Annotated in this window: 22 protein-coding genes; 3 read left to right on the plus strand and 19 right to left on the minus strand. The window is 71.7% G+C overall.

What is annotated here, in order from left to right; all coding sequences use genetic code 11:
* From IT355_12035 to IT355_12095, 13 genes are all read right to left on the minus strand, one after another.
* Nucleotides 1-611: hypothetical protein (locus IT355_12035; protein MCC7053983.1), on the minus strand; the 611-nt coding region annotated here is incomplete at its 3' end.
* Nucleotides 612-616: 5 nt separating this feature from the next.
* Nucleotides 617-1453, minus strand: coding sequence for a hypothetical protein (locus tag IT355_12040; protein ID MCC7053984.1), 837 nt, complete (start codon nt 1451-1453; stop codon nt 617-619).
* Nucleotides 1454-1472: 19 nt separating this feature from the next.
* Entirely contained in the window at nt 1473-2324 is an 852-nt protein-coding gene (locus tag IT355_12045) for a hypothetical protein (protein ID MCC7053985.1), read from the minus strand.
* Nucleotides 2325-2326: 2 nt separating this feature from the next.
* On the minus strand, nt 2327-2542 hold the full coding sequence (locus IT355_12050; protein ID MCC7053986.1) for a hypothetical protein: 216 nt from the start codon (nt 2540-2542) through the stop codon (nt 2327-2329).
* A 74-nt stretch (nt 2543-2616) separates the two neighbouring features.
* On the minus strand, nt 2617-3879 hold the full coding sequence (locus tag IT355_12055) for a hypothetical protein (protein ID MCC7053987.1): 1263 nt from the start codon (nt 3877-3879) through the stop codon (nt 2617-2619).
* Nucleotides 3880-3900: 21 nt separating this feature from the next.
* Entirely contained in the window at nt 3901-5046 is a 1146-nt protein-coding gene (locus IT355_12060) for a hypothetical protein (protein MCC7053988.1), read from the minus strand.
* A gap of 31 nt (nt 5047-5077) precedes the next feature.
* Nucleotides 5078-7444, minus strand: a complete 2367-nt coding sequence (locus tag IT355_12065; GenBank protein ID MCC7053989.1) for a hypothetical protein — start codon at nt 7442-7444, stop codon at nt 5078-5080.
* Nucleotides 7441-7803 carry a hypothetical protein gene (locus tag IT355_12070; protein MCC7053990.1) on the minus strand — a complete coding sequence of 121 codons (363 nt, stop codon included), beginning with the start codon at nt 7801-7803 and terminating at the stop codon, nt 7441-7443. The genes IT355_12065 and IT355_12070 overlap by 4 nt, the downstream gene beginning before the upstream one ends.
* Nucleotides 7803-8108 (minus strand): hypothetical protein, encoded by a 306-nt coding sequence (locus tag IT355_12075; protein ID MCC7053991.1) that lies wholly within the window; start codon nt 8106-8108, stop codon nt 7803-7805. The genes IT355_12070 and IT355_12075 overlap by 1 nt, the downstream gene beginning before the upstream one ends.
* Complete coding sequence (locus IT355_12080; protein MCC7053992.1) at nt 8095-8403, minus strand: hypothetical protein; 309 nt, start codon at nt 8401-8403, stop codon at nt 8095-8097. Before IT355_12080 ends, IT355_12075 begins: the two co-directional genes overlap by 14 nt.
* Nucleotides 8404-8410: 7 nt before the next feature.
* Complete coding sequence (locus IT355_12085; protein ID MCC7053993.1) at nt 8411-9946, minus strand: hypothetical protein; 1536 nt, start codon at nt 9944-9946, stop codon at nt 8411-8413.
* Between the two features lie 82 nt (nt 9947-10028).
* A complete protein-coding gene (locus IT355_12090; GenBank protein MCC7053994.1) occupies nt 10029-10397 on the minus strand; it encodes a hypothetical protein in 369 nt (122 codons plus the stop codon).
* A gap of 136 nt (nt 10398-10533) precedes the next feature.
* Nucleotides 10534-10884, minus strand: a complete 351-nt coding sequence (locus IT355_12095; protein MCC7053995.1) for a hypothetical protein — start codon at nt 10882-10884, stop codon at nt 10534-10536.
* 431 nt (nt 10885-11315) lie between these two features.
* Here IT355_12095 and IT355_12100 point away from each other — a divergent pair, with 431 nt between their 5' ends.
* The 3 genes from IT355_12100 to IT355_12110 are packed head-to-tail and all read left to right on the plus strand — an operon-like array spanning nt 11316 to nt 12642.
* Nucleotides 11316-11714, plus strand: coding sequence for a hypothetical protein (locus IT355_12100; protein MCC7053996.1), 399 nt, complete (start codon nt 11316-11318; stop codon nt 11712-11714).
* Nucleotides 11714-12424, plus strand: coding sequence for a hypothetical protein (locus IT355_12105; protein MCC7053997.1), 711 nt, complete (start codon nt 11714-11716; stop codon nt 12422-12424). Before IT355_12100 ends, IT355_12105 begins: the two co-directional genes overlap by 1 nt.
* On the plus strand, nt 12421-12642 hold the full coding sequence (locus IT355_12110) for a hypothetical protein (GenBank protein ID MCC7053998.1): 222 nt from the start codon (nt 12421-12423) through the stop codon (nt 12640-12642). Before IT355_12105 ends, IT355_12110 begins: the two co-directional genes overlap by 4 nt.
* 160 nt (nt 12643-12802) lie before the next feature.
* On the opposite strand, the gene IT355_12115 is transcribed toward IT355_12110, so the two are convergent.
* The 6 genes from IT355_12115 to IT355_12140 form a co-directional block, all read right to left on the minus strand.
* Nucleotides 12803-13453 (minus strand): hypothetical protein, encoded by a 651-nt coding sequence (locus tag IT355_12115; protein ID MCC7053999.1) that lies wholly within the window; start codon nt 13451-13453, stop codon nt 12803-12805.
* Entirely contained in the window at nt 13447-13722 is a 276-nt protein-coding gene (locus IT355_12120) for a hypothetical protein (protein MCC7054000.1), read from the minus strand. Before IT355_12120 ends, IT355_12115 begins: the two co-directional genes overlap by 7 nt.
* Entirely contained in the window at nt 13719-14336 is a 618-nt protein-coding gene (locus IT355_12125) for a hypothetical protein (protein ID MCC7054001.1), read from the minus strand. The genes IT355_12120 and IT355_12125 overlap by 4 nt, the downstream gene beginning before the upstream one ends.
* A 222-nt stretch (nt 14337-14558) precedes the next feature.
* On the minus strand, nt 14559-14912 hold the full coding sequence (locus IT355_12130; protein ID MCC7054002.1) for a hypothetical protein: 354 nt from the start codon (nt 14910-14912) through the stop codon (nt 14559-14561).
* Nucleotides 14909-15202, minus strand: coding sequence for a hypothetical protein (locus IT355_12135; GenBank protein MCC7054003.1), 294 nt, complete (start codon nt 15200-15202; stop codon nt 14909-14911). Before IT355_12135 ends, IT355_12130 begins: the two co-directional genes overlap by 4 nt.
* 43 nt (nt 15203-15245) lie before the next feature.
* Entirely contained in the window at nt 15246-15425 is a 180-nt protein-coding gene (locus IT355_12140) for a hypothetical protein (GenBank protein ID MCC7054004.1), read from the minus strand.
* Between the last annotated feature and the right edge of the window lie 248 nt (nt 15426-15673).

Here is a 15673-nt window from a genome sequence, read left to right on the forward strand (position 1 = left end):
AGCTGCAGCATGCCCAGAATGCCGTACTGCCCCTGCTCTGGCTTGCCGTACCACGCATTGCGCTCGAGCAGCTCGAAGGCGGCGGGATCCCGCAGCCCCCCTTTGCTCGCCCACTTCTGGAGCGCGCGATACACGATCAGCGGCCGTGCACTCGGCGGCGAGAGACTCGGCTCCGTCTCGGCATCGATCGCGGCCGGGGGCATGATGTAGCGCGCAACCGGGGCCGTCCCGAAGGACCTCCCGAGCGGCACCCGCACACGGTCGCCCTCGAGAACGAAGTCCGTCCCCTCGGCCCACTCCGCGCCAGGGCGCAAGATGTTCGCGGCGGCACTCGCGGCCTTGAGCTCCGTCCGCCCCATCGGGAAGCAGTACGTCCCCGGCTCACGACCCGGGAAGCGCCACGTCTGGCCGTCGTCCTCGGACACCAGCACGCGCGGGGGGCCATAGAGCACGCTCGCGAACGGCATCGCCGCCCACTCGTGATAGAGCTCGCTCTGCGCCTCCGTCATCCACGCGTACCAGTCCGAGACGGTGACATCGAGGTCGGTCTCGGGCCGATCCGCGTAGCGCCGGCAGCGGTCGAGGAGGTCCGCGCGATCGTACAGGGCCATGGCGATCAGCCGTCCACGTCGTCGTCGTCACCCGCGAGGTCGGCCGCCGCCCGGCGCACCGTCTCCTCATCGATGCCTTCGTCATCATCCTCGAACTCCGCGAGGTCGAGTGTCGCGGTCTCCGCCACGGGGGCGGCCACCGGCTGCAGGACCGCCGTCTTCGACGCGGCCGCGGCCCGACGAGGCACGCTCACCCGCGGCCGACGCTCGGCCTCGTCCGCGAAGCCCGACGGCACCAGGTCGCTCCGGCCCCGCTGGAACGTGCCAGACAGCGCCTCGTCGAGCCCGAAGTTGTCGTCATCGATCGGCCGGCCGGTGGGCTTCACCCAGGGCTCGGTCCCGAGGATGGCGACCACGCGCTGCGTGCGCTGCGGCTGCAGGCCCAGTGCCCAGGGATCCCCCTTCGCGGCGAAGGCGGCGATCCGCCAGTCCTGCGGCGGCATGCCGGCCAAGGCGAGCGCGGTGCTGGTGGGCGCCATCCCATCGGCCTGTTCCTTGTAGAGCGCCTTCATGTGCTCGAGCACACGTCGCTCCCACTCCAGCATCGCGCGGCGCAGCTCACCGACGTAGCGGCGCCAGTCGATCACCAGCCGCCACGGGGTGAGCCGTGGAATGCTCATGTATTGGATCGGCACCGACACCGGTGCGGGCACGCTCGACACCACGTCGACGATGCCCTTGCTCACGGTGTCGAGGATCACGGTCCACTCCCGGCGGAACTCATCGAAGACCAGCACCGTCTCGCGGAACTGCTTCACCTTCGTCGACATGCGGGTGGTCTGCAGGTCGCTGGCGCTGATCGGCTGTTGACCGGTGAACGTCTTCTCGGCGGGCTGGCTCATGGGGTGTCTCAGAACAGGGTTAGAACGCGACGAGCGTGCGCTCGCCGCGTGGCGTCGAGGCGGCGGCCTGCGCGTCCGCATCGTCCTCGTCGAGGAACGCCGCGTCCACGGCGTCCCAGTCCATCGCATCCTCTGGCCGCGCGGTCGGGAGATGCGAGATGTCGGCGCGGCCCGCATCCTCGCTCAGCAAGTCGACGAACTGCGTGTCGAGCCAGCGCAGCAGCTGCGCGTTGAAGGCGCGCTCGGTCGCCTTGCGCGCGCGCTGCACATCGGCTGGCGTGCGGCGCGCCCAGTCCGTGGTCGCGGTCCGCAGCCACTCGCGCAGCCGGTCCCGCTCGCGCAGCAGCGCAAGCGTGCGGGTGTCGACCACCGCCCACGGCAGCGCCCCCGGCGCGGGCGCCTCGATGGCGCGCCCGAACTCGGCCAGGACGCGCTGCTCCGTGCGGTTCAGGTGCCGCACGTGCCCGCCGCCGGTCCCCTGCACGATGACTTGCGGGAGGGCGAAGGCGTCGAGCTCACGGAAGAGGGCCCACTGGCGCGCAGTGATCGACGGCGGCAGCACGTGCGCCGGGTAGACGAGGCGCTGGCGGGCCGGGCTCCACGTCGCCGCGGCGCGAGGATGGGGCCCGAGCAGCTCGTCGAGGAGCGATTCGCCGAGCGGGTCGTGCGCGCGTTGGCGTCCGAGGACCGCGCGCGGCACCATCTCGGCAATCACGAGCCGCTCCACTGGCGCCCAGGGATCGCCCGGTTCGTAGTAGCAGTGGAGCCAGTGCAGCGTCTCGGACGGCGGCGCGAGCTGCGCCAGCGCCGCATTCGCGGCCGCAACCGCGCCGTGCGGCGCGTCCGCAGTGCGCCCGACCGAGACGCGCACGGTCAGTCCGCCGGGTTGGCGCCGATATGCACCAGCGACGGGCCGTCGATCGCCTCGAGCGTGGCGACGTAGGTCGTGCCGGTCACGCCGGCGTCGGCGTCGAGCATCACGCACAGCTCGCGCACCTTCGCGAGCAGGCGGTTGTACTGCTGACGCACGATGCGGGTCTCGGAGCCCGCCGGGTGCGTCGACCGGACCTTGATGATGCGGAGCGCCATCGCGCCTCCAGACGTAGGGTGGGCGTCGGGCTGACGCCCCGCCGGCGGTCACCGGCGGAGCGCACAGGGCCGACTTACTGGCGCTGCTTGTTGGACTCGTACGCGATCGCGCCCGGGTTCACCGTGACCGACTGGCACGGGTAGTCGAGCGAGAACACGAACGCATGCTTGTCCGGGATCTTGTCGCCATCCTCCCAGCCCGGCTCCGTGGGATCCGGCAGCAGGACCATCTTCGCGCGGGCCTTGCGGTCGTAGCCGATCGCGTAGCCCGGGAGCATCCGGCGCGGGCTGGTGATCTTGACGCCACGCGCCTTCACCTGCCCGTCGAGCTCGAGATTGAACGCGTCGGAGAAGCGCAGACCGGCCTGCATCTGGTCGTACATGTCGTTCTCGACCTGCTGATCGAGCAGGAGGTCGGTCAGCTTGCCGCCGCGGTTCTCGATCGCCTGCTTCAGCCGGCGGTAGCTCACGTTCGTGAAGCGGCCGGCGGCCTCGTTCGCGTACCCGATCTTCCAGTTCTCGACCACCGTGCGGTCGATGCCCTGCAGGCTGTTCGCCTTCAGGCAGTCGAGCCAACCCGACATGGCCTTGTTGTAGTCGGTGTGCGCGAGCGTGGTGTTGCCCATCGAGTTCGCGAACACGATGGCATCGTTGACGTTGACGTCGACGGCGGCCGCGAACGTGAGGCCGATCCGGGCCACACCGGCGACCGTGGTCACCGACGTGATCCGGGCGATACCGAGCAGGGCACCGGCCCGCACGAAGGCGACGCGCTCCTTCACGCGGAACAGGTTGGCGATGTAGCCGCCGTCCTGGATGTCCGCCTGGTTGTACCCGTTCTTCAGCTCGAGGACCTGGGTGAGCGTGTTGTCGCCGCTGACCACGGCCGACACCAGCGCCTTGATGCCGCTGCTCGTGCCGTAGAAGTCGTCGGCGACCCGGCGCTTGATCGCCTGGATCTTCTTCTTGCCCTGGAACTTGAACTGGTTCACCAGCATGGCGCTCTTCGAGCGCTGGTCGATCATCTTCGCGGTCTTGGTGACCGTGAAGCGACCGTTGTACATCACCCACGAGAACGACGCGTCGACCACGCCGACGCTGGTCGGCTCGGCCTCGTAGTCGCCTTCCTCGATCGAGGCGATGCCGGTCTCGTCGTACACGTCGATCGGGGCCGTGATCTCACGCGTGGACCAGTCGGCGTCGAACTTCGTGAACTCGGAGAGGGCGTCCCACTCCTCGAACATCGTGTTGAGCGCGACGCGCAGCGGGAGCTGCACCTTGCGCCACAGACCATTCAGGTCCGTCGTGCGGGTGGGGCTGTAGGCCTGTTCAGCCATGGCGGATTACCCTGGTGCGGGTCAGCGGCGCTTGTGCGCCGCGATGATGGCGAGCTGCTCGTCGAGGGGGAGCGCCTCGAAGGCGTCCTGCTCCTCTTCGGTCTGTGGCAGCTTGCGGGGGACAGCGCCGGCGGGGCCGGCGGTGACAGCGGGAGGGGCGTGCGGGACGGGGGCAGGGGCCAGGCCGGCCGCCTGCAGGCGTTCGGCATTGGAGGCCTTCACGGTCTGGAGTCCCGCCTGCTGCTGCGTGACATGCGCGAGCAACCGCGCGCGCTGCTGCAGCACGGCGACGACCCGCTCGACATCGCACACGATCTCACCGGCCTTCACATCCTCGGCCGGGTCGTCGTCCTCGGCGACGTAGAAGTACTCGCGCGGATTCGCCGCCAGCTCGGCGGCAAGGGCCGTGGCGATCGTCTCGTCACCCAAGCTGGCGAGCGTGGGCTCCTGCTGGGCGAGCGTCGTGACCACCGTGCGCAGATGCGCCTCGGCCGTCTGCGGCTCCAGTCGGACCGGGGCGGCCGGCGGCGTCGTCGTCGTCGCGGCCGCGGCCGGGGCCTTCGCGTCGTACAGCGCCTGTGCACGCTTCAGCTCGAGCGATGACTTCGAGCGCTCGAAGTTGTCCAGGAACTCGGCGACCTTCTCCGGCCCACCGGCCAGCAAGGCGTCGAACTCCTCGAGCACCGCCTTCGCCTGGATGACGTCGGGGTGCGTGGTGACGCCGCGCTCGACGCCCTCGGTGTAGCCCTTCTGCTTCGCGGTTTCGAGTCGCTGGTGGAACGACCCCTGATGCGCGATGCCCTGCTGGATGGCGCGTTCGACCCACGGCAGCGACTCGACCGGGATCACGAGCGCACCGTCGGCGGTGCGGGTGGCGCCGCGGATGGCATAGTCCTGGCCGTCCGCGCGCACCATGTACGGCGCCGGTGCAGTCGCCGTGGCCGCGGGTTCCGTCGGCGCCGGGACCGCGGGATCGCCGGGGGCGGCGGGCGCGGGCGTCGGAGGCGCGGAGGGCGGGGCGGCGTCGGGGGCTGGTGCGGCCGGCGCGCTCGTCGGCTCGGACTCGCCGTGGAAGCCTTCGTAGACCTCCTCGGACGGGTCGAGCTGGAACGCGTCGAGCGGGTCAGTGACCGACGTCGCGGTGGCGGACTCAGAACCGGTTTCCATAGGGCGGGACAGTGGAGGGAGACGGTTGCACTTACACGGGTACAGCGGGGGCAGCGGGCGCCGTCGACACGTCGCTCATCGACTCCGGCGCAACGGGCTCGGTCGATCCCTCCGCGGTGGCGGGCGGGATGACGGTCTGCATCGCGGCCTGCGCGGCCTGCTGTTCGGCCACGGTCTGGATCCCGGCGGCAGCGCGGGCCCGCTCGTACTCCTGCTGCACGGCGGCGCGCCACGGCACGGGGTGCCGGGTGAAGCTGGTGCCCGACATGCAGCGCGCGAGCTCCTCGAGCCGCACCGCGGCGACCGTCGGGAGGTCATCGACCGGGAGCGGATCGAACACCAGCGCAGCCGCCGCCTGCATCGCCTCCGGCGTGGGTGCGGCCTCCGGGTCGTCCGCGTCGAATCCCTCGTCCCACTGTGCGAGCTGCCGGCGGATCCGCTGATAGTGCGGGTCGTCCTGGACGCCGAGCAGCCCGCCGACACCACCACGCCACACGTTCTTGAATTCCTGCGCATTGAGCACGCCGGCCTTCAGCGCGTACTCCGCCACCGCTACCTTCGCACTCGGCGCCATCATGGAGAACGAGGACTTCGACAGGCGCACGTCCTGGAACCCGTCGAGGTCCTGCCCGCGCCACTCGCGCTCCTTGTACGCGCCGTCATCGCCGACGAACTGCGTCGTGTGGGGCCCGGTGTAGAAGGTGCGCACGAGGTTCGCGGCGATCATCCAGCCGCGCACGATGCCATCGGCCGTCGCCTGCTTCACGTCGGAGAGCCCGACCTGCACCTGCTCGATGAGCTGCTGGGCGTGGAACCCCGAGGTGACGCCTTTCGGGTTCGTACCCTGGGCGACCGCCTGGAGACCGCTCTCGTCATCGAGCTCGCTGGTGACGTTCGCGAACATCAGCAGCGCCGACTCCGGGAAGTTCGGCACCGACTCGGTGACTGGCGCCCCGACCGCCGGGTTGTACGGCAGGTAGTCCCCCAGCGCGCCACCACTCAGGTCCTGCGCGGCCGTCGGGGACGTCAGCGGCACGAACACCTTGCGACGGTTGAAGCGGTCGAGATGCTCGAGGAAGCTGCCGAGCAGCTGCGCGCGCACCTCGTTGCCGGACCCGAGCAGCGACATCAGGCCGACGCCATACGGATCGGACAACCCCTCCGCGAACTGCTTGAATTGGTCGACAGGGATGGGCAGCGGGCGCGGATACCCGCGCGTCGTGTCGCACCACGAGGTGCGCGCCAGCACCACGTCGCTGCCCAGCGTCACTAGGCAGGCGCCACGCGGGTACTCCTGGCTCATGAGCGCGTAGGTGCACAGCACGAAGCCGAGCCGCTCCGGGTTCGCCTGCCCGTCCAGCTCCACGCCGGCCTCGTCCCGCACCCCGTCGGGCAGCAGCGACGCGGCGCCATCCGGGCGATCCTCGAGCGCACGCTTCACCGCCTCCAGCGAGAGCTCCGCGGCCGCGGACGGATACAGCGCGCGGATCTCGCGCCAGGACAGCAGCGTGCCCACCTGCACCATCGCCGCCTCGGCGACGGACTGCGCCGTCATCGGGAACAGGCGCACGTGGTTGCCGTTGAGCACGTCGACGCGGAGCCCAGGCTTCCACGTGAGCCGTGCCTCGCTCGGCTCGTTGGTGAGCTGCACACCGTCGGTGTGGACGTACCGCGTCACCGGGGCGTCGGGCCACGGCAGGCGAGCGGTCGTGGGTGGCCCGAGCGGCGCACCGGTCGCGGGATCCGGCGCCGCTGGCACGAGCACGTCGCGGTCGAGCGCATCGGCGACCGTGGTGGCCTGCGCGGACGCCATGATCGTCAGCGGTTCGGCGCCCCCGCGGGCGGGCTCCACCGACCATCGCCGGAAGGCCGAGTCGTACGTGCACGCCATATCGATCGCGCGCCCGATGGTCTCGAGGTCGTTGTAGCCGGTCGCCGATCCGATCACGCTCAGCAGCCGGCCGGTGAACTCGGCCGCACTCCGCGCCTTCGGGTCGTCGCGCTCCGGTGTCACCTCGGGCGCCGGCGGGTCGGACAGCAGCGTCGCCTTGAGGCGCCGGCACAGCCGGGCCGCCTTGTTCAGCGACGGCGGCACGGCGGCGGAGCCGATCGGCACACGCACGGTCCATTCATGCTTGTCGAGATCCGGCTGCCACAGCCGCACCCCGGTGAGGCCGGCGCGTCGCCACTTGTTCGCTTTCCAGCGGGCGCGGCGCGCCTTCATTTTCGCCTCGGTGGACTGCCACATCGCGCGCGCGCGCTTCGCCGCCTCGAGCGGCGCGAGGTCGAGCAGCTCGCCCTGTGTGGGACGTGTCCCCGCCGCGGGCGACGGGGCAGCCGCCTCCGGCCGCGCCGGGCCGCTCGCAGAGGTGGTCGATTCCAGTAGCTCCTCGCTCATACGAACGCCTCATCGGGGTCAATGCCTTCGGCCAGATCGACCGCCAGGGCGGTGATGTCATCCTCCGTCGGTGGCCGCCGCAGCCGCCGCAACCGCTTGCGGGCCTCGCGCGCCAGCTGCCGCTCAAGTGCCTGGTCCCCATCGGCGAAGGTCGCGATCGCCGACAGCAGCTCCGGGTGCAGGCCGTCGGTGATCGCCGGGATGTCCTGGGCACTCTCGGCGGCCGCGCGCGCGGCAGCCGGTGCGGCGGACGTCAGCGCACGCACCAGGGTGCGGAGGTGTGTCACCTCACGCGAGAGCGCCGTGGCCGCGCCGGCCTCGCGGGCGAGCTCCTCGAACTGCTGGCGACGGATCCACATCACTCGAGCACCGAGCGCGGGGGCTGCGCCTTGAGGTCGTTGAACTCCGCCTGCGCTTCCTTGCGCAGAATGATGCCGACGCGCCGCTTCGCCTCGGCGATATCGGTCCGCTTGCCGTAGAGCTTCGGCGTGCGGAGCGCCTCGTCGGTGAGGATCTCCGCCAGCAGCGCCTTCAGCTCGGCGAATCGAATGCGGAGCGCGACCGGCTCAAGGTCGAGCGGCCGGCGGTGCCGCAGCACGGCGATGCGCGTGGCGGTATCGAGGGCCCAGGTGTTTTGGTTGGCAGGGAGCTCAGTCGCGTCCATCGTCGGGGAGCAGTGTGAGAGTGTGGGACGGGCGACGGCGCAGCTCGCGGGCGTAGCACTCGGCCAGCCGCGCCGCCACCACGGGCCGCCAGTCCCCCGCCTCCACGCGCTGGACCTGTGACCAGCTCCGGATGGCTGCGGCGCGCTGCGCCTGCCGCAGCGACCAGCCCAGCGCGGCCCGCACCCGGCGCAGCTCGCGGCCCAAGGTGTGTGCGGCCGACTGCACCTCCAGTGCGTGACGCGCCCGGAGCGCGGTCACGGTCTGGACGCTGGCGCGCGGGTCCAGCACGGTCACGGGTACATCACTCCGTCACCTCGTGGAACTCGCGCGCGTCCCGCGGTACCCGCAGCCCGTCCCGTCCCTGGTGTGCGTCCGGCGCCTGGGGTCGGGCCGCCCGTCGGCGGCGCTTCTTCTGCGGGTCCACGCCCGGGTGGCGATCGACCGACGATGCCGGCAGTGCGCGGAGCCGCGAGCGCGGGCCGACGTGCACGGCCACGTTCATCAGCGCGTCGTAGGCGTGGTCATCCCCGTCCGTGTCGACGTCCTCGTCAGGGCGGTCCGGATCGACCTGCAGCGCCGGCAGCGAGCGGACGCAGTACCGCGCGCGCTGCTGCACTACCAGCTGTGGCGCACACCAGGGCGGCACCGTGCCGTCCGGCGCGCGCGGTCCCCACGCGAGCAGCTCGTGCAGCAGCGCGTACTTCGAGGCGCGCGACCCCGGCCCCTTCGCGCCAGGCACCAACGCCGGCGCCCCGTCGCGGAGCTGCTCGTGCAGCCCCGCCGCGAACGCGTCGATGAGCCGCTCGGCGCCGGTCTGCTGATTCATCTGGTCGTCGTACAAGATCATGGCCGGCCGTGGCAGGTGGCGCGTCACGTGCATGATCGCCTTCGCCGCCGGCTTGGCGTACAGCTGCGAGAACGGCAGATCCGCGACGACCTCGATCCGGTCCGGCAGGACCGCGCAGAGCACGTACGCGCCCTTGCGGTACCCCCAGTCGAGGCCCGCCAGCCACTGCGCATCGCGGAGGTGATGCAGGTCGTTCGGCACCACATGGACGTCGCGGCTCCACTCGGTGAACGCCTGCCCGTCGAAGGAGTCCCAATCGCCGTGCAGATACGCGCGGCGCAGTCGGTCCGGCAGGCCGGCGAGCATCGCCGCGTAGCTCGCCGCGTTGTGCGGGTTGTCCGTGACCAGCGCCCGCACGAACGCGAACGCATCGGCGCCGAAGGCCTCGCGGAGGTTCTTCGTCTCCTCCAGCTCGAAGGCCCCATCGACAAACACATCCTTGACCCAGGCGTGGCCCTTGGATCCGGGGTTGGTCGTCGCGACGAAGGGGGTGTGCTCGATGCCAGGCCAGCGCAGAGAGCCGAGCAGCTGCATGATGACATGCACGCTCGACCGCGTCAGCTCGTCGACGAGGACGGCGGCGAACTCGGAGCTGAGGTACTTGCCGGTGTCGTCGAGATTGCGGAAACACACCGTGCCGCCGCCGTACTCGGGGCGCAGGCGGAATTCGGAGTCGGCGACGTTCCACGTCCCGAGCCACTCCGGGTAGCGCTCCTCGACGCGGCCGCGGCGGGCCCGCGACAGTTGCCGGTCCTTGAGTGCGGGGAATGTTTCGCAGAAGACGCCGACCCGCACCCCGACATGGCCGGCCGCAGCCCACTGCGCCAGCAGCACGATGGCGAGCCAGCGGAGGAAGAACGATTTTCCGCCGCCCCGCGCGCCGCCGTACAGCGTGAATCGGGTGTGCTGGGCGGTGGTGTAGGCGAGACACTGGCGCGGCTCGAACCGCACCAGCTCGGAGAGCCGGACGACCTCCGGTGCGGCCGCCATCACCCAACCGCCTGCACGAGGAGCAGCGTCGCGAGCATGGCGCCGGCCACCAGCAGGGACCAGTCTCCCGCCGGCGTGCGCCTCACAGCGGCGTGCCCAGCTCGTACGGGCAACAGCGATTGTCGCCGAGCACGCGCGGGCCCCAGAGGACGGTGGTGGGGGTCGGCCATCCGAGCGGGTAGAACACGATCGTCACCCGGTCAGCCGGCGAGACCGCGCGGGCCGCCGGCGTGGCGTCGACGTGCCACAGCTCTTCGCGCTGGCCCGGCTCCTCGGCGCCGGTGGACGGGTCGATCCGCGCGAGCCAGAGCCCGATCCGCCGATGCGGATCCTGCCGGCACTCCTCGACGGTCGTCTCGATCACGCGGTAGCTGCTCACCGAGGGGCGACCGTCGGGCAGCTCGCGCGCCTGGCGCTGGCCCCGCGCGATCTCCTCCGGGCTCATTGCCACGCCAGGACGACGAGCGCCGCGGTGGCGAGCAGGCACCAGAGCACCCGGTCCCGGTGTGCGTGTGTCGGCATGGCGGCCCCGGCGTCGGAGGGTGCGAGTACGCGCGATAACTCCACGAGGGTAGCCAGCCCGAGCGTCAGGCGCTACCGCTGAGCCGCTCGACGTCCACCAGCAGGCGAGTCCGCACCTCACCGGTGTGGTCGACTTTGTCGGCGTAGTGCGGCGACAGGATCGCGGCGTACCAGCGGCACGCATCCCACTGCAGGCGGCTCCGCATCACCACCTCACCGCGGACCCGCGGCTGCCCCTTCGCGTCGATCACGACGTCGGCGTTCGACGCGAAGGCGGCCCGCATCCCCCGCTCCGCGAAGGAGTCCGCCTGCCGCTGGCGCGCGCGCGCGAATGCGGCTTGGTGCTCGGGGGCCGCATCGCACCAGGCGTAGAGCGCGTCGGTGTGTAACACCTCGGCGATACAGGCGTCGCCCACGAGCTCTCCCGCGGCGACCCGCCCGAGGACACGCACACACTTGTCGGGGGTTGATGAGGCGGGGTCCGTGGTCTGCACGCTGGCTGGGACGCCCGCGGTCTTGGCGCGCCGGCTCTGGCGCACCGGCTGGCCGGGTCCAGGGGCGGGCTTCCGCGGCCGACCGCGCGTCGGTGGGGGCTGTTGTGGAGCCATGTCGCATCTCACTGGCAGGGGGCTGGCGCGTACTCGCGAGTGCGCGTGACTCAGGATAGCACCTCAGTGGCCGGCGCGACTGGTGCGGACGGGTGAGCGAGGTCGTGCCCGACCGCTGAGCCACCACCCCAGCGCGATTGCGAGACGTAACGCCTCGGTCTATGCTTGCTTCCACTGCACGGGCGAGTCCTCGCGACAACGCGTCGCGGGGCGAGCCCCCGACGATGGAGCGAGACACGATGAGTGCCCCTGGCGGTCCCCACGACCCGGCGACAGGCCCCACCCCGGTCCCGACGGAGACGGTCCCCCCACACCACCTGAGCGTGGACGCGATCGTGGACGAGATCGCGAGGGAGGCGCAGCTGGCCTCTTGGCGCGGCGTGGACATGGGCGCCCTTCGCACCATCACGGGCCGCGTCCTGTGCCGCCACATGCGACGGATCCCGCCGCCGGTGATGCCGCCCGCCGAGTACGAGTGGGCGCGACTGGTGGGCGGGATCGAGTCCGCTGCGGTCGAGGGCGACCGCGCGAGGGGAACAGCGCTGTTCGAGCGGCTGGTGGCCTGCCTCGAGGCGATGCGTGTGGCGGCGTTCCGCGCTGGTCAGGGACTGCCAGCCGCCGAGCCGGAGGGCTGGTGATGCCGATTCGCTTCAGCGCCATTCGCGACGGCGAGTGGACGGGCCGCACGCGCCTCCCGGCGACGTGGTCGCGGTTCAAGCAGCCGTACGCGAAGGTACTGGTGAACCTGCAGGCCGAGGTTGACCGCATGCACGGACGGAACCCGGTGATCGCCATGGACATCGGACCGGAGCACCTCCGGCGCGATGGATCGCTGTACGCCGACGCGCGGCCGGCGACGTCACGGGTGTTGCTGACCTTCGAGCGCAGCATCGGCGGCGCGTGGCGCGAGCTCCGCTTCCCGTGCTGGAAGTACCTCGGCTGGCAGGAGAACATCCACGCGATCGCGCTCACGCTCGAGGCGCTCCGGGCCGTCGAGCGACACGGCGCCGTCGAACAGGACCAGCACCTCCGCGGCTTCGCGGCCCTCGGCGCCGGCGACGAGAGCAGTCATCGCGCCGTGAACACTCAGGCGCTCGCGCTCTCCCCGGAGCGCGCGGCGCGGATCCTCGTCGAGGCGCATCCCACGATGGGCGCGAGCGCCGGCGGGATGGGAATCGCCGTGCTCGCGCAGGCGATGCTCGACCGGTCGGCGAGTGCGGGCATGTTGACGCTCGCGCAGGAGTCACGCGCGGCCGCACACCCGGACAAGGGTGGCGCCGATGGGCTATTCGCGACGGTGAACGCGGCGTTCGAGGTGCTCCAGGCCTATCATCGGAGGCGGGAGTGACGCGACGACGCACGAGCGCGAACCTGCTGCCCCCCGACGACGGCACACGTCTCGGGGTGCGGCCGCTCCGCCCGGGGCACGTCTCGCAGGTGATGCGCATCAGCGGCCAGGCGTCGGTCCTGGCCGCGTTCCACGCCCTCGGCGCGGAGGGGCGCGGGCGGTTCCTCCGGCGCGCGATCGTCCTCGCGGCGCGCGAGACGGCTCAGCCGACGAAATAGCCGATCAGGAATCCGGCCAGCCACACCAGCACCGCATTCGCGACCCAGACCAGGCGCCGCTCGCGGGCCGCGGCGGCGACCCGTGCGGCATCGTTCGGGTCCGGAGGAGAGGGTGGCATCAGGCGGAGTCTCGCGCGGCGCGCCGCAGGGCGGTAGTCCGTCATCGCCGCGAGCCCTGGCGTGCGCGTGGGGCCCGGGGCTGTGGTGCCGGCAGGTCGGGACGCGGCACCACGATGAGCGTCTGTGACCAGTCGGGCGCGTCCTCGTAGGTCCACGTGACGGTCCGCAGCACGCGCGGTCGGTCGTCCTCGAGGATGCCGGCCGCGGTGAGCGCATCGAGCAGCGCCGCCTCCGCGTTGTCCCCGTCGACCGAGTGCGGGTGCTCGAGCGGGCCGCGCAGAATCACCGTCAGCTGCACCGGTCCGGGGAAGGGTGGCGCGCCGCGATGCTGCTGGCGGAGCGCCGGCACGGCGGTGGCGGCCCACGCCGCCGCGGCCGCGGACTTCCGCACGCCGGCCGGCTTCGCACGGTGACACACAGGGCACCGCGGCCCCACCGTGACCGGGATGCCGTGATTCTTCCCCGAGGCCACTCGGCCGAGCAGGTGATAGACCGCGAGGGCGCCCGCAGGCGGCTCGATCGGCGCCGGGGGCGGCTCGATCGGCGCCGGGGGAGGCTCGGATATGGGCGGTGGCGCGATCGGGGCAGGGCGGCGTCCTGCCGGCGCGCCGCGCAGGATCCGGATCGCATCGACCAGCGTCACCCCGTACTGGCGCTGCAGCGCCGCGAGCTGCTGGTCGAGGGTCAGCATGGCGACGTCTCGTGCAGCAGCTGCCGGGCAAGGGCCGGCGAGTAGCGCCGACAGTGGATCAGGTCCGTGAGGTACGCCGGGGTGATGCCGACCGGCCGCGCGAACTCGGCCTGCAGCTCGTGGCGCGCGAAGAGCTCGGCGATGATCGCGGTCGCGAGCGCGGAGACGGCGGCCTTGCGCGCCTGGGCCATCGCCCGCTCGGCCTGGGCGAGCTCCTGCACCGCCGCGTCGAGACGCAGCCGCGCGCTGAGTGCGGTGTCGGCGCTCACGCGGCCACCCGCTTCGCCAGCTCGGCGGCTTCCTGGAGGATCGACGAGAGCGACCGTCCGGTCCGGCGCCACTCGGTGATCATCGACTCAGGGATGGCACGGTGCAGCGCCGCCAGGGCGACCGGGTCGTCCTCCGGGCGGGCCGGGATCCCGCGCAGCCAGAGCGACGCGGAGCGCAGGCCGGCGAACCCGGAGCACGCGCAGTCCGGGGCGACGAAGATCCAGTGGTCCGTGTGGGTGCCGGCCGCGATCTCGTAGACGGGCATCCGCTGGCATACCGGGCACGGATCGTCCTCGCGACACGACCACCGCGTCCGCGTCGGCGCGTGGGCGTCGCGTCGCGACTGCCCCACCTCGGCGAGGTGCCGGATCTCGGCGTCGATCTCTCCCGGGTCCGGCCAGTGGTCCTTCGACCGCGTGAGGACGCTGGTCGCGACGTAGCGAATCTGCTCCGGGGTGCAGCTGCGGAAGCACCAGGCGGTGGCGAGGAACTCGGCCCGCTCATCCTGCCACTGCGGGCGCTTGCGGCGCGGGAAGCGTTCGCGCCACCACTGGAGCGCGGCGGTCGTCGCCCCGGCCACCTCGTCCCGCGGACGCCACTCGGGGGGCCTCATGCTGCCGCCCCGGGTGTGTGCCGAGCGGCGGGCGGCGTGTCGACGTCGCGCGGAGTCTGGTGTAGAACTCCCACACTCACACTCTTCCATCGCTGTAGAACTACAGTACTACCGTTACGTACCGTACCGTTAGCGGTGTCACACGACCCGCACATGCTGTGTGTGTGCGGCGCACTGTGAGGCGCACTGTGAGGGGAACGTGAGGCGCATGTGGGGCGCATGTCACTGGTCACGGTTGGCCTCCCGGCGCGCCTTCATGCGCGCACGGTGCGCCTCGTTTTCGCGGATCGGTGCGCCGTTGTACTTGTCCCACGAGCGCAGCACACCATCCGTGCACAGGTGTGACCGGATGGCCTTGTCCAGCGCGCCAGACTTGCCGCGCCAGACGGCCCACTCTTCGAGTGTGAGGCTCTGGACCGCGCGCAGGTCGCCCGTACGCGCGTGCGTGGAGCACTCGGCCAAGACGGCGACGACGTGCCCGACGGCCTTCGCGATGTCGCCCCTGCAGCACTCGGCTGCGATGGCATGCACTGACGGGTCGTTCTTGATCGTGGTCGCCACGCGGATCCAGTTCACCGGCGCCCTCCGGTCTTCGCCGCTGGCTTCGGCGCGGGCGGCACCAGCGAGCTCGCGAAGGTGATCAGCAGGTCGAGGTCGGCCCGCTGGATCGTCGGCACCGTGTCGGCCGCCAGCGCGTCCCCGATGCGGGCCACCGCGGACGGCACCAGGTCCGCCGGGACCGGCGTCGTGAGCTGCTGCCGCCCGAGCCAGCCCACGGCCTGCCGGATACACCACTGGGTGGCCGCCGGCAGGTCGGCGAGCGCGCCGCGCCGGGTGCGGAGCTCCTGCAGCTGCTCGAGCGCCATCAGGGCCCTGTCGCAGTGCAGGGCGTGGGGGTCGTGTCCGGGCTCACGCGGCCGTCCTGGCGTACAGGAGGTGGGTGACCCCGCCGAGCAGCCGGGACGCGCACGACACCTGCCGGCGCACCTCGAGGTGCTGGATCGCCACCGTCGCCTGCACCAGGGTCAGGTCGGCCGCCTCGGCCAGCTCGGGCAGCCGGGCCCCGATCCCGACCGGGACGGCCGCCAAGAGCCGGGCCGCATCGCGGGAGACAGCGCGGGAGACACGAGCATTGGCCGGGCGCGCGCCAGCGCGGGCCGCCCTCGGCGAGGACGCCCGTCGAGATTGCCCCCCCACCGGCGTGAGCTGCCTGTTAATCAGCGGGTCGGGGGTTCGAGTCCCTCCTCGGGAGCTGTTGAAATCGCTGTGAAGCAACGACTTACGCAGAACGCCCCACCGGATCCCGGTGGGGCGTTCTGCGTGTGGTCCCCGCAGGA

Source organism: Gemmatimonadaceae bacterium (assembly GCA_020851035.1).
GTDB lineage: Bacteria > Gemmatimonadota > Gemmatimonadetes > Gemmatimonadales > Gemmatimonadaceae > JACMLX01.